Origin of the sequence: Streptomyces sp. CB02058 (assembly GCF_001905505.1) — a bacterium.
GTDB lineage: Bacteria > Actinomycetota > Actinomycetes > Streptomycetales > Streptomycetaceae > Streptomyces.
On sequence record NZ_LIPG01000006.1, the window covers coordinates 113,889 to 137,919 of the forward strand.

Annotated in this window: 21 protein-coding genes; 10 read left to right on the plus strand and 11 right to left on the minus strand. The window is 72.5% G+C overall.

What is annotated here, in order from left to right:
• Positions 1 to 19: 19 nt before the first annotated feature.
• From AMK10_RS28630 to AMK10_RS28645, 4 genes are all read right to left on the minus strand, one after another.
• A complete protein-coding gene (locus AMK10_RS28630) occupies positions 20 to 1,114 on the minus strand; it encodes a DUF5925 domain-containing protein (protein ID WP_073751978.1) in 1,095 nt (364 codons plus the stop codon).
• Between the two features lie 111 nt (positions 1,115 to 1,225).
• Entirely contained in the window at positions 1,226 to 2,014 is a 789-nt protein-coding gene (locus AMK10_RS28635; RefSeq protein WP_073751982.1) for a polysaccharide deacetylase family protein, read from the minus strand.
• A gap of 29 nt (positions 2,015 to 2,043) precedes the next feature.
• Positions 2,044 to 3,048 (minus strand): glycosyltransferase family 2 protein, encoded by a 1,005-nt coding sequence (locus AMK10_RS28640; protein ID WP_241839708.1) that lies wholly within the window; start codon positions 3,046 to 3,048, stop codon positions 2,044 to 2,046.
• Entirely contained in the window at positions 3,045 to 3,812 is a 768-nt protein-coding gene (locus tag AMK10_RS28645) for a glycosyltransferase family 2 protein (RefSeq protein WP_073751250.1), read from the minus strand. Before AMK10_RS28645 ends, AMK10_RS28640 begins: the two co-directional genes overlap by 4 nt.
• A gap of 978 nt (positions 3,813 to 4,790) precedes the next feature.
• Here AMK10_RS28645 and AMK10_RS28650 point away from each other — a divergent pair.
• Positions 4,791 to 5,597 carry an SGNH/GDSL hydrolase family protein gene (locus AMK10_RS28650; RefSeq protein ID WP_073751252.1) on the plus strand — a complete coding sequence of 269 codons (807 nt, stop codon included), beginning with the start codon at positions 4,791 to 4,793 and terminating at the stop codon, positions 5,595 to 5,597.
• Positions 5,598 to 6,020: 423 nt separating this feature from the next.
• Positions 6,021 to 6,284, plus strand: a complete 264-nt coding sequence (locus tag AMK10_RS28655; protein WP_073751254.1) for a hypothetical protein — start codon at positions 6,021 to 6,023, stop codon at positions 6,282 to 6,284.
• Positions 6,285 to 6,294: 10 nt separating this feature from the next.
• On the opposite strand, the gene AMK10_RS28660 is transcribed toward AMK10_RS28655, so the two are convergent.
• From AMK10_RS28660 to hmgA, 4 genes are all read right to left on the minus strand, one after another.
• Positions 6,295 to 7,524: a CaiB/BaiF CoA transferase family protein gene (locus tag AMK10_RS28660; RefSeq protein ID WP_073751256.1), complete on the minus strand. Its 1,230-nt coding sequence runs from the start codon at positions 7,522 to 7,524 to the stop codon at positions 6,295 to 6,297.
• Between the two features lie 61 nt (positions 7,525 to 7,585).
• The gene (locus AMK10_RS28665) at positions 7,586 to 8,827 is read right to left on the minus strand and encodes a type ISP restriction/modification enzyme (RefSeq protein ID WP_073751258.1); all 1,242 of its coding nucleotides are present in this window, start codon (positions 8,825 to 8,827) and stop codon (positions 7,586 to 7,588) included.
• A 90-nt stretch (positions 8,828 to 8,917) separates the two neighbouring features.
• Positions 8,918 to 9,694 carry a GntR family transcriptional regulator gene (locus tag AMK10_RS28670; protein ID WP_241839709.1) on the minus strand — a complete coding sequence of 259 codons (777 nt, stop codon included), beginning with the start codon at positions 9,692 to 9,694 and terminating at the stop codon, positions 8,918 to 8,920.
• 43 nt (positions 9,695 to 9,737) lie between these two features.
• On the minus strand, positions 9,738 to 11,057 hold the full coding sequence (gene hmgA, locus AMK10_RS28675; protein WP_073751262.1) for a homogentisate 1,2-dioxygenase: 1,320 nt from the start codon (positions 11,055 to 11,057) through the stop codon (positions 9,738 to 9,740).
• 102 nt (positions 11,058 to 11,159) lie between these two features.
• Between hmgA and AMK10_RS28680 the strand changes: the two genes are divergently transcribed.
• The 6 genes from AMK10_RS28680 (at position 11,160) to AMK10_RS28705 (ending at position 19,866) form a co-directional block, all read left to right on the plus strand.
• A complete protein-coding gene (locus tag AMK10_RS28680; protein ID WP_073751264.1) occupies positions 11,160 to 11,795 on the plus strand; it encodes a TetR/AcrR family transcriptional regulator in 636 nt (211 codons plus the stop codon).
• A 268-nt stretch (positions 11,796 to 12,063) separates the two neighbouring features.
• Complete coding sequence (locus AMK10_RS28685) at positions 12,064 to 14,277, plus strand: molybdopterin oxidoreductase family protein (protein ID WP_073751266.1); 2,214 nt, start codon at positions 12,064 to 12,066, stop codon at positions 14,275 to 14,277.
• Positions 14,278 to 14,398: 121 nt separating this feature from the next.
• Positions 14,399 to 15,808 (plus strand): CitMHS family transporter, encoded by a 1,410-nt coding sequence (locus AMK10_RS28690; protein WP_073751268.1) that lies wholly within the window; start codon positions 14,399 to 14,401, stop codon positions 15,806 to 15,808.
• Positions 15,808 to 17,133, plus strand: a complete 1,326-nt coding sequence (locus AMK10_RS28695; RefSeq protein ID WP_073751270.1) for an MFS transporter — start codon at positions 15,808 to 15,810, stop codon at positions 17,131 to 17,133. Before AMK10_RS28690 ends, AMK10_RS28695 begins: the two co-directional genes overlap by 1 nt.
• A 220-nt stretch (positions 17,134 to 17,353) precedes the next feature.
• The gene (locus tag AMK10_RS28700) at positions 17,354 to 18,748 is read left to right on the plus strand and encodes an aldehyde dehydrogenase family protein (RefSeq protein ID WP_073751273.1); all 1,395 of its coding nucleotides are present in this window, start codon (positions 17,354 to 17,356) and stop codon (positions 18,746 to 18,748) included.
• A gap of 38 nt (positions 18,749 to 18,786) precedes the next feature.
• Positions 18,787 to 19,866 (plus strand): Zn-dependent alcohol dehydrogenase, encoded by a 1,080-nt coding sequence (locus AMK10_RS28705; protein WP_073751274.1) that lies wholly within the window; start codon positions 18,787 to 18,789, stop codon positions 19,864 to 19,866.
• A 154-nt stretch (positions 19,867 to 20,020) separates the two neighbouring features.
• Here AMK10_RS28705 and AMK10_RS28710 read toward each other — a convergent pair whose 3' ends face one another.
• The 3 genes from AMK10_RS28710 to AMK10_RS28720 are packed head-to-tail and all read right to left on the minus strand — an operon-like array spanning position 20,021 to position 22,415.
• Entirely contained in the window at positions 20,021 to 20,956 is a 936-nt protein-coding gene (locus tag AMK10_RS28710; protein ID WP_073751275.1) for a DMT family transporter, read from the minus strand.
• A gap of 44 nt (positions 20,957 to 21,000) precedes the next feature.
• Positions 21,001 to 21,726 (minus strand): helix-turn-helix domain-containing protein, encoded by a 726-nt coding sequence (locus tag AMK10_RS28715; protein ID WP_073751276.1) that lies wholly within the window; start codon positions 21,724 to 21,726, stop codon positions 21,001 to 21,003.
• A gap of 14 nt (positions 21,727 to 21,740) precedes the next feature.
• Positions 21,741 to 22,415, minus strand: coding sequence for a TetR/AcrR family transcriptional regulator (locus AMK10_RS28720; protein WP_073751277.1), 675 nt, complete (start codon positions 22,413 to 22,415; stop codon positions 21,741 to 21,743).
• Positions 22,416 to 22,480: 65 nt separating this feature from the next.
• Between AMK10_RS28720 and AMK10_RS28725 the strand changes: the two genes are divergently transcribed.
• Entirely contained in the window at positions 22,481 to 23,632 is a 1,152-nt protein-coding gene (locus AMK10_RS28725; protein WP_073751278.1) for an acyl-CoA dehydrogenase family protein, read from the plus strand.
• Between the two features lie 79 nt (positions 23,633 to 23,711).
• Complete coding sequence (locus tag AMK10_RS28730) at positions 23,712 to 24,002, plus strand: YiaA/YiaB family inner membrane protein (RefSeq protein ID WP_073751279.1); 291 nt, start codon at positions 23,712 to 23,714, stop codon at positions 24,000 to 24,002.
• Positions 24,003 to 24,031: the final 29 nt, after the last annotated feature.

Below are 24,031 nucleotides of genomic sequence, written 5' to 3' on the forward strand. Positions count from 1 at the left end.
CGCCCGGCAGCCCGGCCGCTCACAGGTACAGCCCCGCGTCCGCCCCCGCGTCCTGCTTCGGTACGGACGCGGGGGCGTTGCCGCGCCGCAGCGCGAAGAGCTCCGCGAGCGTGCTGCCCTCCCGGCCGAGCCCCTCCTCCGTGCCCAGCCAGGAGACCGACTCCGCACGGGTCAGCGGGCCGACCTCGATGCGGGCCAGGCACCGGCCCGGCCTGACCACCGCGGGGTGCAGACGTTCCAGGTCCTCGTTGGTCGTCACGCCCACCAGCACGTTCCGGCCCTGACCCAGCAGACCGTCCGTCAGATTGAGCAGCCGGGACAGCGCCTGCCCGGCCGTGTGCTTCGCCTCGCCGCGGATCAGCTCGTCGCAGTCCTCCAGGAGCAGCAGCCGCCACCGGCCCTTCGCCGAACCGTCGTCCTCACCGATGGCGATGTCCATCAGATAGCCGACGTCGTTGAAGAGCCGCTCCGGGTCCAGCACGCAGTCGACCTGGCACCAGTCGCGCCAGGACCGGGCGAGGGTACGCAGCGCCGAGGTCTTGCCGGTGCCCGGCGGGCCGTGCAGCAGGAGCAGCCGGCCGGCGATGTCGTCGGGCGTGACCTTCATCAGCCGGTCCATCGCGTCGGCCACCGGAGCGGTGTAGTTGGGACGGACCTCGTCCCAGGTGCCCGCGGCGATCTGCCGGGTGGTGCGGTGCGGCCCGCGGCGCGGCGAGACGTACCAGAAGCCCATGGTCACGTTCTCGGGCTGCGGCTCCGGCTCGTCCTGTGCGCCGTCGGTGGCCTCGGACAGCACCTTCTCGGCCAGCTCGGAGCTGGTCGCCGTCACGGTCACATCGGCGCCGCGGTTCCACCGTGAGACCAGCAGCGTCCATCCGTCGCCCTCGGCGAGCGTCGCGCTGCGGTCGTCGTCCCGTGCGGCGCGCAGCACCTTGGCCGCCGAGGGCAGCAGGGTCGCACCCGACTTGACCCGGTCGAGGGAGGAGCTGTGCGAATAGGGCTGCTCGCCCGTCGCGAAGCGGCCCAGGAACAGTGCGTCCACGACGTCCGACGGCGAATCGCTGTCGTCGACGTTGAGCCGGATCGGCAGAGCGGATTCGGGGTTGGCAGACATGGCGCCCATGATCCGACACCACGGCACCCCGCGCACCCAGGTTTCGCGAGCCCGCGGAGGAGACCAGCCGGAGGGCCGGACGGGCACCCGCGCCCGCCCGGCCCTCCGGGATCAGCCCCGGCCCGCGGCCGCCCCGGGCGCGGCGAGCCTCCGCCGCGCCCGGCGTGCGCCGCGTACGACGGCGAACCCCTTGGTGAGCACCCGGTCGGCCGCGAACGTACGGGCGACATCCCGGCCCTCGACCAGCCGTGCGAACTCGGCGGCCCCGGTGCTCCGGCGCACGGTCACCCGCTCCAGGGCGTACGGCCCCTGGCGGCGGCGGGCCAGCGCGTTTCCCACGGCGAGGGACTGCGCGAAGCCCGCCGCCCTGACCGACCGTCTCACCCGGCGGCTGGAGTAGCCGTAGGGATAGGCGAAGGAGACCGGAGGCGCGTCCAGTTCGGCGCCGACGATCTCCCGGCAGCGCACGGCCTCCACCCGCAGTGCCGCGTCGCCGAGCTGGTCCAGCTGCGGGTGCGTATGGCTGTGGCCGCCGATCTCCACACCCGTGGACGCGAGTTCGCGCACCTGGCCCCAGTCGAGCATGGTGTCCAGGGCGCCTCCCTCGTCGTACGTCCCGCGCAGCCAGCCCGTGGTGACGAAGACGGTCGCCGCGAAACCGTGCTCGGCGAGCACCGGCAGGGCGTGCCGGTGCACCCCCTCGTAACCGTCGTCGAACGTGATCAGCACCGGACGGGACGGCAGGGGCCGCCCCGTGCGCCAGCACTCGCCCAGCGCCGCCGTGGTCAGCGGGGTGTACCCCCGCCCGGCGAGGATCTCCATCTGCGTCCGGAACGCGCCGGGCGACACCGACAGGCCGTACACGGCATCGGCCGGGCGGCGGCTGACGGCGTGGTACATCAGGATCGGCACGGCGCCGTCCGGCGGACTCACCGCACCTCCTCACCCACGACCGCCGCCGGGCGGGCCCCCGGTACGGCGAAGGACGTGCCGTCGCGCCGGGCCCGGACGCTGCCCACGGCGTAGCCGGCCGCCGCGGCGAGCACCCCCGTCACGATGGCACCCGCGCGGCCCGCCCCGCCGGGACGGCCGAGCAGACCGTCCCGCAGGCCCCGCAGCACCCCGGCAGGGAGCACCCGGGTGGTGTAGCGGCGCTCGGACTCGAGACCCCGGGCCGCCCCGACGCTCCGGGACACGAGGGCCTTGGAGAGCCCCTCGGCGTAGGTCCTCGTACGGAAGTAGCCGAACCGCTCCCTGGGCGCCGGGACCTTGTGGTGGATCACCGCGCGGTCGTCGATCAGCAGCACCGCCCCCGGGAGCGCGCGGGTGAGCCGGATGCACAGCTCGGCCTCCTCGCCGCCCAGCGGGCGCCTGTCACCGTTCCGTCCGATGCCGGTGGCGAAGCCGCCCGCCGCGTCGAAGGCCGTACGCCGGAACGAGGCGTTGCCGCCGAGGACGTTGCGGACCCTGACCGTGCCGGGCGGCAGCCCCCGGTAGGTGCAGCCGACCACCCAGTCGAACTCCTCCGGGAACCATGCGGGCCGGCGGCCCGAGGCCCAGGACGGCAGGGTCCGGCCGCCGACGGCCATCACCCCCGGATCGTCGTAGCCCTTCTCGAAGTGGCGCAGCCAGTCCCGCTCGGCGACCGCGTCGTCGTCGAGGAACGCGACGAAGCCGCCCCGGGACGCGGCGATGCCCGTGTTGCGGCCCGCCGAGAGGCCGCGGGGACCCGCGTTCGCGAGCACCCGCACATCCGAGGAGTCCCCGTACTCCTCGGAAAGGCGGTCCAGCAGTGGACTGTTGTGGTCCACCACCAGCAGGATCTCCTCCGCGGGGAGGGACTGCTCCCGTACGGAACGGACGGCCGCGAGGATGTCCTCCCAGCGCTCCTCGGTGTAGACGCAGATGACCACGGAGAAGCCGCGCCTGCTCACAGGGCCCGCCCCCGGCCGATGACGGCGGGCAGTGCCGCCGGGCGGCGGACCCGGCGTACCCGCTTCTCCCGGAGGATCACCCTGAGCACCCGGAGCCCGTCGCGCACCGCGCTGAGATTGCTCACCCCGTGGATGCGGTTGTACTCGTGGCTGGGCACCTCCTGGACGCGGAGACCCGCCTTGACCACCCGGATGTTCATCAGGGTCTCGATCTCGAAGCCGGTGCAGTCCAGGGTGATCCTGTCCAGACAGTGCTTCCAGAAGGCGTTGTAGCCGTAGCAGAGGTCGGTGTAGCGGGCCCCGAACTTGCGGTTGACCACCGTGCACAACGCCCGGTTGCCGAGCTTGCGGACGGGTGTCATGTCGTCCGTGCCGCCGCCGTTGGCGAAGCGCGAGCCCTTGGCGAAGTCCGCGCCGCCGACCAGCGCGGAGACGTAGCTGACGATCTCCTCGCCGTCCGCCGAGCCGTCCGCGTCGACCATCACGATGATGTCGCCGGTGCAGGCGGCGAAGCCACTGATCAGGGCGTCGCCCTTGCCTTTGCCGACCTGCTTCACGACGACGACGTCCGGCCTGAGTTCACGGGCGACCCGGATGGTGTCGTCGGTGGAATTCCCGTCGACGAGCACGACTTCATGAATCCAGTCGGGCAGGGTCTTGAACACATGGGGAAGATTCTCCGCCTCGTTCATGGCGGGGATCACGACACTTACCGGCGGCGCTATCGCGAGATGGGAAGAGATCGGTCGGTATTCGCTCTCCATTCGAGCGACTTCGGTCTCTTCGGTGGCGGATCTGGTCGAGGAAGGCAGAACTGAACTCATGAGTCGTTTCCCTCTCGTCCGGTGGACGGCCCGCCCCCGGGCCGTCCGGATAAAGGTCCGGTTCGAAAGGGGGGTCCTCATTCCGGCCATGGCGGAGCCACGCTCCGAGCAGGCTGGATGAGCTGGCACAACTGGCCGCACGGCGACCGGCTCGAACGAGCACGGCCGCTTGGCGCGGCACCCCCCTGACGCGCACCGCTCCGGTATCCACCGCGGCTGCCTGAGCCCTCCCCTGGAGCCGCTGCGTGATGGGCCGTTGCGAGTGGATGCGCGACGTTATGAACGAGGGGAACTGTATGCCAAGACCTGTGGTGAGGTCTCGGCTTTTCCGGACTTTGACGGAACTGTCACATTCTGCCGTGGAATTGATGCTTCCTATTCCCTCGCGTTTTGCGGATCACCGGGAGCCGCGCCGCCGGGAAAATGATCAGAGTGAATACGGGAATGATCAGGACGGAATTCCGTGCTGACCTGCTGCCCGGTGCCGCCGGGGTGCGCGCCGCCGCGAGATCGACGACGGGCGGTCCGGTGGCCGGGACGGTCGGCCGTCCTGCCTGCTCCGGGCCCGGCGGGCAGGCGTGGAGTGCGGCAACCGGGTCGCGAAGGGGTGGAACGGCGCAAAGGGCGCATGCGGTGGTGAATCGAGGTCCGCGAGAGCCGGAATCGCACGCACCCCTGCCGCCGCCGCACCGCCCGGCGGAACGTGCGGCGCGTCCGCCTCTGCTGTCCCCTTCTCATCGGTGATGATCCGCATTGGCGACTTTGCCCCCCGGTGCGCCGGATGCCGGATTTCAATGTGACGCAACGCCACGAGCCCGTCAAGAAGACCTTGTTCAAGCTTCTTGGCATGGACACTTCCGGGACCCGGGCTCGTACTGCTACCACGGAGTAGGCAGAGATCCTGCCCAAGGAGGTCCCATGAAAATGTCCAGACTCGTGGCGTTCTCGTCCTCTCTCCTGCTCGGCACCGTCCTCGCCCTGACCGGTGCCGGCGTCGCCCAGGCCAAGGAATCCGCGGCCGTCGACTACGTCGCCCTCGGTGACTCGTACTCCTCCGGGGTCGGCGCCGGCAGCTACGACAGCGCGAGCGGCGACTGCAAGCGCAGCACCCGCGCCTATCCCGCCCTCTGGGCCGCCGCCAACAGCCCCGCCTCGTTCTCCTTCAAGGCCTGCTCGGGAGCCAGGACCAACGATGTGACGGCCGGTCAGCTCGGCACGCTCAGCTCCTCCACCGACCTCGTCTCGATCTCCATCGGCGGCAACGACGCGGGCTTCGCCGACGTGATGACCACCTGCGTCCTGCAGTCCGAAGCCACCTGTCTGAGCCGGATCGCCACCGCCCGCGCCTACGTCGACTCGACCCTCCCCGGCCGGCTGGACTCCGTGTACACGGCGATCAGCGCCAAGGCGCCCGCCGCGCGGGTCGTCGTCCTCGGCTACCCCCGCTTCTACAAGCTCGCCGGCAGCTGCATCGCCGGTCTGAGCGAGAAGGAGCGTTCCGCCATCAACGGCGCCGCCGACTACCTCAACGCGGCCACCGCCAAGCGCGCCGCCGACCACGGCTTCACCTTCGGCGACGTCACCACGACCTTCACCGGGCACGAGATCTGCTCGGGCAGCGCCTGGCTGCACAGCGTGAACTGGCTGAACATCGGTGAGTCCTACCACCCCACTGCCGCAGGGCAGTCGGGCGGCTATCTGCCCGTCCTCAACTCGAAGGCCTGACCGGAACCCGAGGCGGGTCGCCCGGAGCCCGGGACCCGAAGACCGGAGCGGCGGGAAGCGATCCCGCCGGGAGGAGGTCCCGCCGTGCCGGGGCTCCTCCCGGCGGGCTCGTCCCCGCGGATCAGGGGCGGCGTACGGAAGCACTTCGAACCACCGGTCGGCGGATGAAGCCCCGGCGTGCGCCCCGGCGCGCGGATCTCCGTGTACCGGTCGCGCGCATCCCCGTGAACCGGTGAGGGCGCCGCGAGCAGCCGGATCCCCGCTGATCCCCCCATTTCGGCCCGGAACAGGCGGGGTCCGGTAACGGGCCGTCAACCCCCGTACACGGGTGTGCAATCCTGCGGCCGGGATACACGGGTGTAGTCGGGGGACGATAGGGTTAACCTGCCCGGGCCGGGTGCCCTCGTACGGGTGGGGAGTGACATGGAACAGATAACGGTGCGCAGCAGGCCGCGTGTGCCTGCCATTACATGTGGGAGCGGTGCGACCAGTTCGCGCCTCGACCGCCATCTCGCAGTGCTGGGCGGCCCCGCCGTTCCGCAGCGCGAGTCGGCCGAGGCGACGCTGCTGATGCTCGAACTCACCTCGCGCGACGCCGCGCACAGCCGCAGGAGCAGGAGCGCGCGTGTCTCGCTCTTCGCCCCGCTGCGGCGGCTGCGGCGCTCGCTCTTCGGCAGCCGCCACTGACCGGAGGCTGTCACGACCGGTCCGGCCCTCCGCTCAGGGCCGCGTCCACGATCACTCCGTCCCGGCGCAAGGCTGCCGTCTGCCCGTCCGTCATCCCCAGGGCGCGCAGCGTTGCGTCGGTGTGTTCCCCCAGCGCCGGTACGGCACCCATCGGCGTCGGCGCTCCGCCCGGCAGCGTGATCGGGGGCATCAGGGCACGCAGTTCGCCGACGGGCGTGGTCACGTCCCGCCATCGGTCCCGCGCGGCCAGCTGAGGATGTGCGGCGACGTCCGCGACCGTGTTCAGCCGCGCGCAGGCGATCCCCGCCGCGTCCAGCCGCGCCAGCGCCTCCTCCCCGCTCAGCGCCGCGAGCGCACCGGCCACCACCGCGTCCGTCCGCTCCCGGTTGGCGGTCCGCGCGGTGTTCGTCGCGAAGTCCGGATCGCCGGCCAGCCCGGGCCGCTCCAGCACCTGTTCCGCGAGCCGCCGCCACTCCCGGTCGTTCTGCACGGAGAGCAGCACCCGCTCCCCGTCGGCGGTGGCGTAGGCGTCGTACGGTGCGATGACCGCGTGCGCGAGCCCGGTGCGTGCCGGAGTCCCGCCCCCGTGCATCCCGTGGTGCAGCGGGTGCCCCATCCACTCGGCCAGCGAGTCCAGCATCGAGATCTCCACCGGGCCCCCGCGCCCGGTCGTGGCGCGCCTCAGCAGAGCGGCCAGGACACCGGAGAAGGCGTACATGCCGGCCGCGATGTCGGCGGCGGGAATCCCGGCCTTCACGGGCTCCCCGGGGGTTCCCGTGACGGACACCAGGCCCGCTTCGCACTGGACGAGCATGTCGTAGGCCCGCTTGTGGGCGTACGGACCGTCCGCGCCGTAGCCGGAGATGTCGACGGCGACCAGCCGGGGGTGCGCGGCGCAGAGGGTGGCGGCATCCAGGCCCAGCCGGGCCGCGGCCCCCTGTGCCAGGTTCTGCACGAACACATCGGCCCCGGCCACGAGCCGGCGCACCACCTCCAGGCCGCGCGGGTCCTTGAGGTCGACCGCGACGGACTCCTTGCCCCGGTTGCACCAGACGAAGTGGGAGGCGAGCCCGCGCGCCGCGGTGTCGTAGCCGCGCGCGAAGTCGCCCCCGTCCGGGCGCTCGATCTTGACGACCCGCGCGCCGAGGTCGGCGAGCTGCCGGGTGGCGAAGGGCGCGGCGACCGCCTGTTCGACGGCCACCACGGTGACACCGTACAGGGGGAGGGGCTGTGTGCTCATGAGGAGCGTGCTTACCGTGTACGCGGCCCTCCTGTCACGCAGGGCGCCGGTGACCGGGCGGTCAGAGCAGCGCGAACTGCCCGTCCGGGCCCTCCTCCTGGTGGTCGAGCACGGACGCGGGGCGCCGGGCCGCCGCGGGCACGGGGAGCACTCCGGCGGCGCGCAGCGCGTCCCGGGTCGGGGCGTCCGCCCGGTCCGGTCCGTCCGCCCCCTCCAGCCGGTCACGCAGTGCCGCCCGGCGCGGCCCGAGGCCGTCGAGCAGGGCGAGCACGGTGATCAGTTCGAGCAGCTCCGAGGTCCGTTCGCGCGGCCAGTCGCGGGGCCCGACCGCCGCGAGGCCCTCGGCCGGCGCCGTGCGCCGCTCGAACCAGATCTCCAGCATGCGCACTCCGCCGACCCGGAAGTCCCAGGCTCCCGGGGGCACGGGCGAGACGCGCCCCTCGCCGAGGAACAGCGTCTCCTCGGCGGCGTCGTAGCGCAGACCGTCCGGCCGGGCCGGGATCGCGGCCCGCACATACGGGCGACGGCCGCCCGGCAGCCGGGGGCGTTCCCCGTCGCGCGCCCCGCGCAGGTGCAGCCGCAGCAGCTCCCGGCCCAGCTCGACGCCGTCCGCCCACAGGTCCCCGTCGGCCGGCAGGGGCACCAGGGGCCCGGCAGGGGAGGGCAGTGCGGCGGCGAGGGCCCAGCAGAGGACGGACTCGGCGGTGACGGGGGCCCCGTAGCGGGCAGCGAGCAGGGCGGACAGGCCGGGGGCGAGATTGGGTTCGAGGCCGCCGGGCCGCCGGTAGAGCGGGCGTATCCGCCCAGGGCGCCCGGCGGGGGAGTGACCGTCGGGCAGCAGCGCGGTCGCGGACAGCGCGGGACCGGCGCCCTGCGGCACATGGCCGTGCTCCACGGCGAAGAGCTGGTGCCCGTCGGCGACCCGCCACAGCTCGGGGCGCGCGGCGTCCAGCAGCCGGTGGTCCGGTATCAGCCACTGCTCGTCGAAGGGGCCGTGCAGGATGCGCACCGGTTCGGGATACGGCCCCGGGTCCCGGGCGAACGCGCTCGTCCCGGTGGACCGGCCCGGCAGCGCGGCGGCCGGGGTCATCGGCGTACGGGAACGGCTCGTCCCGAACAGCCGCTCCCGCTCGGCGCCTTCGGCCCGTACGAGCAGGTCCCAGCGGGCCCTGAGCGAGGCGGCCTCGGGGGCGGTCACCCAGGCGCGGCCCGTTCTCAGCGGGCGCACGGACCAGGGCATGAGGTCGTCCAGCAGAGGGAGCGCTCCGCGCCCGCCCGCCATGGCCGCCGCCCGTGCTGCCACCGTGTCGTCCTCCCCGTCACCAGGTCCGCCGCCCCAGCATCGTAACGACCGCCCGCCGCGCGCCGCCGCCGGTGCGCGGACCTCACGGAGTCAGTGGGCGTCCACCGTCACGGAGAAGGCGAAGCGGTCACCCCGGTAGCGGATGCGGGCCACGTCCACCACCGTGCCGTCCTCGTCGTACGTCACGCCGGTGTAGTGGAGGATCGGGCTGAGCAGCGGCACCTGGAGCAGCTCGGCCGTGACGGGGTCGGCGAGGCGGGCCTCGACGGTGTCCGTGATCCGGGAGATCCGTACGCCGACGGCGTCGCGCAGCACCTTCGTCATCGGCCAGCGCTCCAGATCGGTCACGTCGATCCGGGCGGCGATCTCCGGACGCACCGCGTTCTCCGCCCAGTTGGTGGGCTCCCCGGTCCCCTCGTCGCAGCGCAGCCGCCGGTAGCTGACGACCTCGGGGCAGCCGGGGAAGTACTCGGCGAGATCACCCGGGACGGGCGCCCTGCCGTGGCCGAGCACGGTCGTCCGCTCGCCCGACTGCTGGGCGACGATGGCGTCGATCGACCCCAGCAGCCTGACCGGCGACACCCGCCGGGCGCGCGGCTCGATGAACGTTCCGCGCCGCCTGTGCCTGCTGATCAGCCCCTCGGTCTCCAGCTCCTTGAGCGCCTGGCGCATGGTGAGAACGCTGACGCCGTAGTGCGCGGCGAGCTGCTCCTCGGTGGGCAGCCGCGTCGACGCGTCCTGGGGGCGGCCCAGTATGGAGGCGCGCAGGGACTGCGAGACCTGGTACCAGAGGGGCAGTTTCCGGTTCAGCACCAGGGAGTCGGGGGCGAAGCCGGGCGTCCGGCTCGCCTCGTTGACCTGATCCATCCGGTTCACCTGAGCTCTCTGGGCTGCGGCCGGCCGCGCGGTGTCACGGCCGGAAGTTGCGGCTCAGACCCTGCCACACCTCGTCGTATCCGCGCTGGAGATGGCCGGCGCCCGCGGCCTGCGCGGTCGCCGTGACGGGCCAGCGGGTCTCGAACATGAAGGCGAGGCCGTCGTCGATCTTCTGCGGCTCCAGCTCCGCGGTGCTCGCCCGGTCGAAGGTCTCACGGTCCGGGCCGTGCGCCGACATCATGTTGTGCAGGGAGCCGCCGCCCGGCACGAAGCCGCCCGCCTTGGCGTCGTACGCGCCCTCGATGAGGCCCATGTACTCGCTCATCACATTGCGGTGGAAGTACGGCGGGCGGAAGGTGTCCTCTCCGACCAGCCAGCGCGGGGCGAAGACGACGAAGTCGACCCCGGCCAGGCCCGGGGTGTCGGACGGCGAGGTCAGCACGGTGAAGATCGACGGATCGGGGTGGTCGTAGCTGATCGTGCCGATGACGTTGAAGCGGCGCAGGTCGTAGACGTACGGAGTGTGGTTGCCGTGCCAGGCGACGACATCGAGCGGTGAATGGCCGTACGTCGCCGACCACAGGTTTCCGCAGAACTTGTTGACCACCTCGACCGGGCCCTCGCGGTCCTCGTACGCGGCGACGGGCGCCAGGAAGTCCCGGGCGTTCGCCAGGCCGTTGGCGCCGATCGGGCCCAGGTCGGGCAGGACGAACGGCTGCCCGTAGTTCTCGCAGACATAGCCGCGGGCGGTGGCGTCCAGCAGCTCGACGCGGAAGCGCACGCCGCGCGGGATCAGCGCCACCTGGCCCGGACCGGCGGCCAGCAGGCCCAGCTCGGTGCGGAGCAGCAGTCCGCCGCGCTCGGGGACGATCAGGAGCTCGCCGTCGGAGTCGCTGAAGACCCGGTCGGTCATGGAGGCGTTCGCGCTGTAGAGATGCACGGCCATGCCGGTGCGCCGGGTGACGTCGCCGTTGCCGCCCAGCGTCCACAGGCCGGTCAGGAAGTCCGTGCCGGACGCGGGTTCGGGGAGCGGGTCCCAGCGCAGCCGGTTGGGGTCGGGCACCGACTCGGTGAACGGCGCGCTGCGCAGGGCGCCGTTGTCGATGCGGACGAAGGCGGGATGGGCGGCCGAGGGACGGATCCGGTAGAGCCAGGACCGGCGGTTGCGGGCACGGGGTTCGGTGAACGCGGAGCCGCTGAGCTGTTCCGCGTACAGCCCGAGAGGGGCGCGCTGGGGGGAGTTGCGGCCGTGCGGCAGGGCGCCGGGGACGGCCTCCGAGCTGTGCTCGTTGCCGAAGCCGGGACTGTGGCCGAGGCCCCGTGCCGTCTTCCTCGCCTGCTCGATGCCACTCATCATGCGCTCCCGTGGATGAGGAATCCCATGGATCCCCTGACGAAGAATCCTATGCATCACCGTAGGAATCGAAACGTTGCCCGTCAACGGCATACGGGCATCATGGGGTCCGTGTCCCACGCTCATACGAACCTCCGACGCGTCCCCGTGCAGCAGCGCAGCGCCGACCGGCTCGCCCGGATCCTCGACGCCGGTGCGGAACTGCTCGACGAGACCGGCTACGAACTGCTCTCCACCCGGGCGGTCGCCGACCGTGCCGGGGTGCCCATCGGCTCCGTCTACCGCTTCTTCCCCAACAAGCGGGCCCTCGTCGACGCCTTGGCCGAGCGCAACCTCGACGTCTACGCGGGGCGGGTCGTCGCCAGACTGGAGGCGATACCGGAGCGGGAATGGCGGGCGGCCATCGACGCCGTGCTCGACGAGTACCTCGCGATGAAGCGCTCCGTCCCCGGCTTCGCCCTCGTCGACTTCGGGCCTCCCGCGCCCGTCGCCGGTCCGCAGGACGAGGCGAACCGGCGCGTCGCGGACCGGCTGGCCGGGCTGCTCTCCGGCCATCTCGGGCGGGGCGGCGACGGAGCCCTGTCGGATGCCGGGCTGCTCCGGACGGTGCTGGTCTCCGTGCAGGCGGCCGACGCCCTGCTCCAGCTCGCCTTCCGCTCCGACCCGGAGGGCGACCCCGAGCTGATCGCGGAGACCCGGGTGCTGCTCCAGGCGTATCTGGCGCGTGTCCTGGCCTGATCCGGACGGGAGGCTCCTTCCCGGCCGGGTGGCATGACCCTCGCCCGCCCCGCCCCTCGCCGGGAGCCTCGTTACTTGCCGGGAGCCCCGTCCCTGTTCGGGAGCCCCGTCCCCCGCCGCGAGGCCCGGAACCGGTGGCGTCCGCGTCTCGCCTCCATCCGTACCGGTCGGTATGCTCGGTGCGGCCGGAGCCCGCGTCCGCCGTGCGGGCGGCGGGCGGCCGGATCACGCCCGCGCGCCACCGCTGCCGCCGCCCCGGGGAGGACCCATGTCCCACGATTCCCGCACCGCCCTGCGTGTCTGCCCGCTCTGCGAAGCCACCTGCGGGCTGACCCTCACCATCGAGGGGACCACGGTGACCGGTGCCCGAGGTGACCGCGACGACGTCTTCAGCCAGGGCTTCATCTGTCCCAAGGGCGCCTCCTTCGGCGGGCTCGACGCCGACCCCGACCGGCTGCGCACCCCGCTCGTCCGCACGGACGGCGTCCTGCGCGAGGCGACATGGGACGAGGCCTTCGACGTGATCGCCGCGAAGATCACGGCACTGATCGACGAGCACGGCAAGCAGGCCGTCGGCGTCTTCCTCGGCAACCCCAACGTGCACACGATGGCCGGCGGGCTCTATCCGCCGCTGCTGCTCGCCGCGCTCGGCACCCGCAACGTCTTCACCGCCAGCACCCTGGACCAGATGCCCAAGCACGTCTCCAGCGGGCTGCTCTTCGGCGATGCCCAGGCCATCCCCGTACCCGACCTGGACCGTACGGCCCATCTGCTGCTGATCGGTGCCAACCCGCTGGAGTCCAACGGCAGTCTGTGCACCGCCCCCGACTTCCCCGGCAAGCTCAAGGCCCTGCGCCGGCGCGGCGGCACCCTCACCGTCATCGACCCGCGCCGCACCCGCACCGCGCGCCTCGCCGACCGGCACGCCGCGATCCGGCCCGGCACCGACGCCCTCCTGCTCGCCGCACTCACCCAGGTCCTCCTGGAGGAGAAGCTCGCCGACCCCGGGACGCTCACCGAGCACCTGGACGGTTTCGACGAACTGGCCGAGGCCATGGCCGACTTCACCCCCGAGGCGGTGTCGGCCGCCTGCGACCTGGAGCCGGACACCATCCGCGGGATCGCCCGCGAACTGGCCGCCGCGCCCTCCGCCGCCGTCTACGGGCGCATCGGCAGCTGCACCGTCGAGCACGGCACGCTGGCCAGCTGGCTCGTCGACGTACTCAACATCCTCACCGGCAACCTCGACCGCCCCGGCGGGGCCCTCTTCCCGCTCTCCGCCACCGGCCGCGCGCCCCGTCCCGCGGCCCCCGGCAAGGGCTTCGCCCTCGGCCGCTGGAGGAGCAGGGTCTCCGGACACCCCGAGGCCAAGGGCGAACTGCCCGTCGCCGCGCTGGCCGAGGAGATCGAGACCCCGGGGGAGGGCCGCATACGCGCCCTCGTCGTCATCGCGGGCAACCCCGTGCTCTCCGCCCCCGACGGGGACCGGCTCGACCGGGCGCTCGCCGACGGCCTCGACTTCATGGTCAGCGTCGATCCGTATCTCAACGAGACCGCTCGCCACGCCGATGTCGTACTGCCCCCGCCGCCGCCCTCGCAGAGCGCTCACTTCGACTTCGCCCTCAACTCCCTGGCCGTCCGCAACCAGGTCCGGTACGGCAGGGCCGCCGTGCCGCTGGAGGAGGGCGGGATGGACGAGTGCGAGATCCTGGCCCGGCTCGTCCTCGCCGTGGGCGGCAACCACGGCGCGCCGCCCGAGTCCGTCGACGACCTGGTCATCGCGGCGACGCTCGCCAAGGCGGGCGCACCCGAGACCCTCGCGGCCGAACTGACCGGCCTCACCGGCGCCGAGCGCCGCCTCGACCTGATGCTGCGCATGGGACCGTACGACCTCACGCTGGAGCAGCTCCTCGCGCATCCGCACGGGATCGACCTCGGTGCGCTCAAGCCGCGCGTCCCGCAGGTCCTCAGGACCCGCACCGGCCGCATCGAGCTCTTCCCCGAGCCCATCGCGGCCGACCTGCCCCGGCTGCGTGCCTCGCTCGGCGCCCGGCCCGCCGGGTTGGTCCTCGTGGGCCGCCGCCATCTGCGGTCCAACAACAGCTGGCTGCACAACGTCGCGGCGCTCCGCGGCGGTTCGAATGTCTGTACCCTCCAGATCCATCCCGAGGACGCGGCCAGGCTCGGTCTCGCCGAAGGGGACACGGCCCGGATCAGCGCGGCGGGCGGGGAGGTCGAGGCGCCCACGGAGATCACCGACTCGGTACGGACCGGGGTCGTGAGCCTCCCGCACGGCTGGGGCCACAGCCGCGCGGGCACCCGTCTGACGGTGGCCGGTGCCGATCCCGGCGTCAATGTGAACCAGCTCCTGGACGGCAGCCTGCTGGACCCGCTGTCCGGGACCTCGGTGCTCAACGCCGTCCCCGTCTCCGTGACCGCGGTGCGCGGCGCCGTCCCGGTCTCCGTGACGTCAACTCGTTGACCTGGGGTTTTGCTCGTATTGCTCACACGTCAACATCTTGTTAACGCCGATTGGGGGCACCTAACGTCATCCGGACCGCCGGCTTCGGTCAGGGTTCAAAGGTGAACGTTAGGTATCCCATATGTTGACAATTCTCGGCTTTGCCATGATCGCGACCTTCCTGGTCCTGATCATGACGAAGAAGATGTCGCCGATCGCGGCGCTGGTCCTGATCCCCGCCCTGTTCTGCGTGGCCGTAGGACAGGGCGCGAAGCTCGGTGACTACGTCATCGAAGGGGTCGGCAACCTCGCGCCGACCGCGGCGATGCTGATGTTCGCCATCGTCTACTTCGGCGTGATGATCGACGTCGGCCTCTTCGACCCGGTCGTCCGGGGCATCCTGCGCTTCTGCAAGGCAGACCCGATGCGGATCGTCATCGGCACGGCGCTGCTCGCGGCGGTGGTCTCGCTGGACGGCGACGGCTCCACCACCTTCATGATCACCGTCTCGGCGATGTATCCGCTCTACAAGCGGCTGAAGATGAGCCTGGTCGTGATGACCGGTGTCGCCGCCACGGCCAACGGTGTCATGAACACCCTTCCCTGGGGCGGTCCCACCGCCCGTGCCGCCACCGCCCTCAAGGTGGACGCGGCCGACATCTTCGTCCCGATGATCCCGGCCCTCGCCGTCGGCCTGCTCGCCGTCCTCCTGCTGGCCTGCGTCCTCGGCCGCCGCGAGCGCAAGCGGCTCGGCATGCTCACCCTCGACGAGGCGCTGGTCACCGAGCCCGAGACTGTCCTGGTCGGTGCGGGCGGTGGAGGGGACCGGCTCACGAAGGCCCCGAAGGGCACCGGGGCCGGGACCTCGAGCGGTACGGGCGGCGCCGAAGACGCGGAGGCGGACGAGGAGTTCAAGGGGCTCGACCCCCACCGGTCCACCCTGCGTCCCAAGCTCTACTGGTTCAACGCCGGTCTCACCGTCGTCCTGCTGGCCGCGATGATCCTCGAACTGATGCCGATCCCGGTGCTCTTCCTGCTCGGCGCGGCCCTCGCCCTGACCGTCAACTTCCCCCACATGCCCGACCAGCGGGCCAGGATCGCGGCCCACGCCGACAACGTGCTCAACGTCTCCGGCATGGTCTTCGCCGCCGCCGTCTTCACCGGCGTGCTCACCGGCACCGGTATGGTCGAACACATGGCGGACTGGCTCGTCGGGGCCGTTCCCGACGGCATGGGCCCGCACATGGCCCTGGTCACCGGTCTGCTGAGCCTCCCCCTGACGTACTTCATGTCCAACGACGGCTTCTACTTCGGAGTCCTGCCCGTGCTTGCCGAGGCCGGCGCCGCCCACGGCGTCTCCCCCCTGGAGATCGCCCGCGCCTCCATCGCGGGCCAGCCGCTGCACATGTCGTCCCCGCTCGTGCCCGCCGTCTACGTCCTGGTCGGCATGGCCAAGGTCGAGTTCGGCGACCACACCCGGTTCACCGTCAAGTGGGCCGTGCTCACCTCGCTGGTGGTGCTCGGCGCGGGCATCCTGTTCGGAATCATCTGATGCCTCCGGAACCCCGGCCCGGCAGGGGCTGGCTGCTGCGCCTCGTCATCGCCTTCGCCTTCGCGCAGGGGGCGGTGTCGATGGCGCGGCCCGCCGTCTCCTACCGGGCCCTCTCGCTGGGCGCCGACGAGCGGGCGATCGGCGTCATCGCCGGTGTCTACGCACTGCTGCCGCTCTTCGCCGCCGTACCGCTGGGCCGGCGCACGGACCACGGCCGCTGCGCGCCGCTGCTGCCCGTCGGGGTCCTCCTGATCGGCGGCGGCTGCGCGCTCAGCGGCACCTCGGGCTCCCTGGCCGCGCTGGCGGCGTGGAGCGGGGTCATGGGCCTCGGCCACCTCTGCTTCGTCATCGGCGCCCAGTCGCTCGTCGCCCGGCAGTCGGCCCCCGCCGACCAGGACCGCAACTTCGGCCACTTCACCATCGGGGCCTCCCTCGGCCAGCTCGTCGGGCCGATCGCCGCGGGCTTCGTCATCTCCGAGCAGGACGGTGCGATGGCGCGCACGAGCGCCCTGGCCCTGCTCGTCTCGGCGGTCGTCGCCGCTGTCTCCCTCACCTCGCTCTGGCGCATCGAGCACCGGCGCACCGCCGTGACCGCCCGGAAGGAGGCGCAGAAGGTGCCCGTGGGCGCCATCCTGCGGACCCGGGGTGTCCCGGCCGGCATCTTCATCAGCCTCGCCGTGCTCAGCGCCACCGACATCCTCACCGCCTACCTGCCGGTCGTCGGCGAGCACCGGGGCATCGCACCCGCCACCGTCGGGCTGCTGCTCAGCCTGCGGGCCGCCGCGACCATCGCGTGCCGGCTGGTCATGACGCCGATGCTGCGCAGGGTGGGCAGGGCCGCCCTGCTCTCCACGACCTGCCTGCTCGGCGGGCTCCTCTGCGCGGCGATCGCCCTGCCCGTCCCCGTGTGGGGCCTCGCTGTGATGCTGGCCGTGCTCGGCTTCTGCCTGGGCGTCGGCCAGCCGCTCTCGATGACCACCGTCGTCCAGGCCGCGCCCGAGGCGGCCCGTTCCACCGCGCTCGCGCTCAGGCTCACCGGCAACCGGCTCGGCCAGGTCGCCGCGCCCGCCTCGGCCGGGCTGATCGCCGGAGTGGCGGGCACCGCCGCCCCGTTCGTGATGCTGGGCGTGCTGCTGGTCGGGGCGGCGGGACTCGGCCTGCGGGGCGGCGGACGCAAGGCGCCGGTACCGGCCGCCGAGGCGCCCGCACCCCGAGCCGAGGCACCCGGCGTCGAGGCACCCGGCGTCGAGGCATCCCGAGCCGAGGCACCCCGAGCCGAGGCATCCGGCGTCGAACGGCCCCGCGCCGAGCGGGACGCCTCCTGATCCCCGGCTCCTGAAGTCCCGCCCCGCTGGATTCCGCCCCGCCGCGCCCCGGACACCGGCCCGCCCGGCGTGGGACGGTTGCCGTGGTCGGTGCGTGACCTGTGTCTCCGGCAGTTCCCTGGCGCCCAAAAACTAACAGCGCTAGTTTGGGCCCGGGACGGCATCCGTCCGTACGACGCACGGCTTCGGCGGCAGGCACAGCGAGCCCGGGAGGAACAGCATGAAGGCGCATGACGGGATGTACATCGGCGGGGAGTGGCGGCCCGCCTCGGGCCAGGACACGATCGCGGTCCTGAACCCGGCGGACGAGCAGGTCGTCGGGCACGTCCCCGCGGGCACCGCCGAGGACGTCGACGCCGCGGTTCGCGCCGCGCGCGCCGCGTTCCCCGGCTGGGCGGCCACCCCGCCCGCCGAACGCGCCGCGAGGATCGGCGCCCTGCGTGACGTGCTCGCCGCCCGCAAGGACGAGATCGCCGAGACCGTCACCGCCGAACTCGGCTCGCCGCTTGCGCTGTCCCAGATGGTGCACGCGGGAGTGCCGGTGCTGGTCGCCGGTTCGTACGCCGAACTGGCCGCCTCCTACTCCTTCGAGGAGAAGCTGGGCAACTCCACCGTCCTGCTGGAACCCGTCGGTGTCGTCGGCGCGATCACGCCCTGGAACTACCCGCTCCACCAGATCGTCGCCAAGGTGGCCCCGGCGCTCGCCGCCGGTTGCACCGTCGTCCTGAAGCCCGCCGAGGACACCCCGCTCACCGCGCAGCTCTTCGCCGAGGCGACCCACGAGGCGGGACTGCCCCCGGGCGTCTTCAACCTGGTCACCGGGATCGGCGCGGTCGCCGGACAGGCGCTCGCCGAGCACGAGGGCGTCGACCTGGTCTCCTTCACCGGTTCCACGGCTGTGGGCAAGCAGATCGGCGCCACGGCGGGAGCGGCCGTCAAGCGCGTCGCACTGGAGCTCGGCGGCAAGTCCGCCAACGTGATCCTCCCGGGCGCCGACCTCGCCAAGGCCGTCAACGTCGGTGTGGCCAACGTGATGTCCAACTCCGGCCAGACGTGCAGCGCCTGGACCCGGATGCTGGTCGACGCCGAGCGCTACGAGGAGGCCGTGGACCTCGCCGCCACCGCCGTCGCCAAGTACGTACCGGGGGAGCGGGTCGGCCCCCTCGTCAACGCCAAGCAGCAGGCCCGGGTGCGGGGTTACATCGAGAAGGGCATCGAGGAGGGCGCCCGCCTCGTCGCAGGAGGCCTCGAGGCGCCGAAGGAACAGGGCTACTACGTCAGCCCCACCGTCTTCGCCGACGTGACCCCCGACATGACCATCGCGCAGGAGGAGATCTTCGGCCCGGTGCTCTCGATCCTCCGGTACGAGGACACGGACGACGCGCTGCGGATCGCCAACGGCACCGTCTACGGACTCGCGGGGGCCGTCTGGGGCGCGGACGACGCGGAGGCCGTGGCCTTCGCCCGCCGCATGGACACCGGCCAGGTGGACATCAACGGCGGGCGCTTCAACCCGCTGGCTCCCTTCGGCGGCTACAAGCAGTCCGGGGTGGGCCGCGAACTCGGCCCGCACGGCCTCTCCGAGTACCTCCAGACCAAGTCCCTGCAGTTCTGATCCCCGCCGATCCCACCGATCCACCGAGGAGTCTGTTCGTGGTCCGCGCCGCCGTACTGCCCGCTGTCGGAGCTCCGCTGGAGATCACCGACATCGAACTCCCGGAGCCCGGTCCCGGCCAGGTGAGCATCAGCCTCGCCGCCGCCGGTGTCTGTCACTCCGACCTGTCCCTGTCCAACGGCACGATGCGCCTGCCGGTGCCCGCGGTCCTCGGCCACGAGGGCGCGGGCACCGTGCTGGCCGTGGGCGAGGGCGTCACCCACGTCGCCGCTGGCGACCCCGTCGTCCTCAACTGGGCGCCGTCCTGCGGGGCGTGCTTCCACTGCGGGATCGGCGAGGTCTGGCTCTGCGCCGACGCGCTCAAGGGCGCGGCGAACATCCACGCCCGCACGGCCGACGGCACCGAGCTCCACCCCGGCCTGAACGTCGCGGCGTTCGCCCAGGAGACCGTCGTCGCCGCCAACTGCGTGCTGCCCGCCCCGGCCGGCATCCCGCTCGACGACGCGGCCCTGCTCGGCTGCGCGGTCCTGACCGGCTACGGCGCGGTCCACCACTCGGCCCGGGTGCGCGAGGGCGAGAGCGTCGTCGTGTTCGGCATCGGCGGGGTCGGCCTCGCGGTCCTCCAGGCCGCCCGTATCGCCGGGGCGTCGAAGATCATCGCCGTGGACGTGTCACCGGAGAAGGAGGAGCTGGCCCGCCGGGCCGGCGCCACCGACTACGTCATCGCCTCCGACACCACCCCGCGCGCCGTCCGCAAGCTCACCGGCGGTCAGGGCGCCGATGTCGCCGTGGAATGCGTGGGCCGCCCCGCGACGATCCGCGGCGCCTGGGAGTCCACCCGCCGGGGCGGCCGTACGACGGTCGTCGGCATCGGCGGCAAGGACCAGCAGGTCACCTTCAACGCGCTGGAGATCTTCCACTGGGGCCGCTCCCTCACCGGCTGCGTCTACGGGAACAGCGACCCGGCACGCGACCTCCCGGTGCTCGCCGAGCACATCCGCGCGGGCCGGTTCGACCTGTCCATGATGGTGACGGAACGGATCTCGCTGGACGGCATCCCGGCCGCGTTCGACAACATGATCGCCGGCAAGGGCGGACGCGCGCTGGTCGTGTTCTAGCCGACGCCACGAAAGGCGGGGCCGCACGACACGCGGCCCCGCCGCAGGCACCGGCCGCACGCCCGGCGGCCGGGCCTCGGCTCGGGAGGCCCGGCCCCCGGGGACGGCACTCCACGCACGGCGACGCGCACGGACGGGCCGGTCCCCCTGCGCCTCAGTGCGCGGGTTCCGCCGCCGCCCGGGCGCGGCGTGAGCGCGTCCGCGAGACCGCGACCCCCGCCAGACAGAGCAGCCCGCCCGCGACGGTCAGCAGCGCGGGCACCTCGTCCAGCAGCAGCCACGACATCAGCACCACCAGGGCGGGCACCGCGTACGTCGTCGCGCCCATCCGGCCCGCGGTCGTCCTGGCCAGGGCGTACGCCCAGGTGGTGAAGGCCAGCGCGGTCGGGAACACCCCGAGGTAGACCATGTTCAGCGTGGCGGACAGCGGGGCGTCGGCCGCCTCGGAGACCAGCACGCCGCTGAACGGCAGACAGGCGACCGTGCCGATCAGGCAGCCGAACGTGGTGATCTGCAGGGCCGATCCGTGCCGGAGCGCGGGCTTCTGGCTGACCACGCCACCGGCGTACGTCACCGCGGCCACCAGGCAGAGCACGACGCCCAGGACCGACGAACCCCCGTGCTCCGACATGGAGAGCCCGACCACCGCCGCGCCACCGAACGAGACGGCCATCCCGACGAGCAGTCTGCGGGGGAGTCCCTCGCCGAGGAGCCCGGCGCCGAGCAGGGCGATCAGGATCGGGCCGATGTTCACCAGCATCGCGGCGGTGCCCGCGTCGACCAGCTGCTCACCCCAGTTGAGCGCCACCATGTAGAGCCCGAACCAGAGCAGGCCCGAGCCGATGATGCCCGGCCATGCCGCCCGGGACGGCAGCCCCTCGCGGCGCACGAGCAGGATCGCGCCGAGCGCCAGGGTGCCGGCGAGCAGCCGGCCCAGCGCCAGCGCTCCTGGTGAGTACGCCTCGCCGGCGCTGCGGATGGAGACGAATGCGGAGGCCCAGAGGACGACCGTGGTGCACGCGGCGGCAGGGGCCCGCCAGTCGCGTTCCGCGGTGTCCGGCGCGGCGGGGCGCGCTGCAGGTGTCGTCATGGGGTCGACGGTAGGGCGGGAACCGTTCGGCGCGTACCGAATTGTCATCCGCCGGCAAGCGTCGCGGGCTCGATGCCCAGATGCAGCGAGAACGCGCGCAGCCCGGCAGGCGTCGGGCGCACCGCCCGTCCCGTCCCGACCCGTTCGCACCACCCGGCGTCCAGCACGTGCCGGCACAGGGCGGCGCCCGAGGCTCCCGCCAGATGCGGCCGCCGTTCGGTCCAGTCCAGGCAGCCGCGCGCCAGCGGACGCCGTGACGCCGTGCCGAGGCGGACACCGAGGCCGCCGAACCACTCCAGGCCCTCGTCGGTCAGCGCGAAGCCGGTGTCCTGCCGCAGCAGTCCGCGTTCGGTCATCGCGTCGGTGATCCGGATGCCGAGGCGCCCGGCGAGGTGGTCGTAGCACGTCCGCCCCCGGGCCAGCGCGTGCTGGAGGCTCGCCTCGCGCAGGCTGCGCGGGGGATGCGCGGCGCGCGGGGCGGCGTGGGCGGCCAGTTCCTCGATCAGCTGGGCGGTCCGCCCGTCGGTCAGCCGTACGTAGCGGTGACGGCCCTGGCGTTCCTCGGTGAGCAGGCCGCCCTCGACCAGCTTCCCCAGATGCTCGCTCGCCGTGGACGGCGCCACCCCCGCGCTCCGGGCCAGCTCACCCGCCGTCCAGGACCGCCCGTCGAGCAGGGCGAGGCAGAAGGAGGCGCGGGTCTCGTCGGCCAGCAGTGCGGCCAGCGCCGCGAGCCGGGGCACGGCGGGATCGTTCGGTCTCGTACGGGCCATGCGTCCAGGATGCGTCAGGCACCGTTCGGCGCGGGCCGAACCGTGCGGGTGGCGACCGTCTCCTCGTACTGGAGCGCGAGGCCGTCCAGCAGGGCCCGCAGGCCCGTCTCGAAGGCGCCCTCGTCGACCTGCTGGCGACGGTCGGCCAGCAGGTGGGCCTGGCCGAGGTGCGGATAGTCGGCGGGGTCGTACGCCGTCTCGTCGTCGACGAAACCCCGGGCGAAGGAGCCGAGCGCGGAGCCGGTGATGAAGTAGCGCATGAGGGCGCCGATGTACGTCGCCTGCGCGGGCGGCCACCCCGCCTCGACCATCGCGCCGAAGACCGCGTCGGCCACCCGCAGACCGGCCGGACGGCGGCCGGGGCCCCGGGCGAGCACCGGGACGATGTGCGGGTGCGCGGCGAGCGCGGCGCGGTAGGAGACGGCCCAGTCGTGCAGGGCGGCGGGCCAGTCCCTGGGGTCGGACTCCTCGAACATCGACAGGTCGACCTGTGCGGACACGGCGTCGGCGACCGCGTCGAGGATCTCGTCCTTGTTCCGGAAGTGGTTGTAGAGCGAGGGCCCGCTGACGCCCAGCTCGGCGGCGAGGCGGCGGGTCGACACCGCGTCCAGTCCCTCGGCGTCCACGAGCGCGCTCGCCGCCTCGACGATGCGGTCTCTGCTGAGGAGGGGCTTGCGCGGTCGGGCCATGCGGCACATAGTAGGGCCTGCAAGCGAAAAACTAGCAGTGCTAATTTAAAGTGGGGTGTCGCAGGATGAACCTGGAGCTGAGCGAGGAGCAGGATGCCGTCCGGCAGCTCGCCGAGGACTTCGTCGCGCGGGAGATCACCCCGCATGTCGTCGAGTGGGAACGGGCCGAGAGTGTCGACAAGTCGATCGTGAAGAAGCTGGGTGCCCTCGGCTTCCTCGGGCTGACGATTCCGGAGGAGTACGGCGGCTCCGGTGGCGACCACCTCGCCTACTGCCTGGTGACGGAGGAGCTCGGCCGGGGCGACTCCTCGGTCCGCGGCATCGTGTCCGTCTCCCTCGGTCTGGTCGCCAAGACGATCGCCTCCTGGGGCGACGAGGAGCAGAAGCGGCAGTGGCTGCCGAAGCTCACGGCCGGCGAGGCCGTCGGCTGCTTCGGTCTCACCGAGCCCGGCACCGGCTCCGACGCGGGCAATCTCAGCACCAGGGCCGTGCGGGACGGTGACGACTACGTCATCAACGGCTCGAAGATGTTCATCACCAACGGGACCTGGGCCGATGTCGTCCTGCTGTTCGCCCGTACCAACGACACCCCGGGACACCGGGGCGTCTCAGCCTTCCTGGTGCCGGCCGACGCCCCCGGGCTGACCCGGCGCACGGTCCACGGGAAGCTCGGGCTGCGCGGCCAGGCCACCGCCGAACTGGTGCTGGAGGACGTCCGGGTGCCCGCCTCCACCCTCCTGGGTCCGGAGGGCAAGGGCTTCTCCATCGCCATGTCCGCCCTGGCCAAGGGCAGGATGTCGGTCGCGGCGGGCTGCGTCGGCATCGCCCAGGCCGCTCTGGACGCCGCCGTGCGCTACGCGGGCGAGCGTGAGCAGTTCGGGAAGTCCATCGCGAGCTACCAGCTCGTCCAGGAGCTCATCAGCGACATCTCCGTGGACGTCGACGCCGCCCGGATGCTGACCTGGCGCGTCGCCGACCTGATCGACCGCGGCCAGGACTTCGCCACGGCCGCCTCCACGGCCAAGCTGTTCGCCTCCGAAGCAGCGGTCCGGGCCGCGAACAACGCCCTCCAGGTGTTCGGCGGCTACGGCTACATCGACGAGTACCCGGTCGGCAAGCTGGTCAGGGACGCGCGCGTGATGACGCTGTACGAGGGCACCAGCCAGATCCAGAAGCTGATCATCGGCCGTGCGCTGACGGGGGTCTCCGCCTTCTGAGGCCAGGGGCACGTACTGAGTACCGGATGAGTACGCCGGCGGATACCGGCGTACGCCACCGCGCCGGATGCTGTGCGGCATGAGTGACACGACATCGGTCAAGCAGCAGAGCACCGCCGCCTTCTACGGCCAGGCCGTCCTCTCCTTCGGAGTGGCGATGGGCGCGGTGGCCCTCGGTATCTTCTTCCTCGACGCCGACGCCTGGGTGCGGGCCTTCCTCGCCATCGGCGTCCTCTATCTCGTCACGTCCTGCTTCACCCTCGCCAAGGTCATCAGGGACCGCCAGGAGGCCGGCCAGATCGTCAGCCGCGTCGACCAGGCCAGACTGGAGAAGATCCTCGCCGAGCACGACCCCTTCCAGAAGCTCTGACGTCTCACCCCACGAGCGCTCTAAGCGCT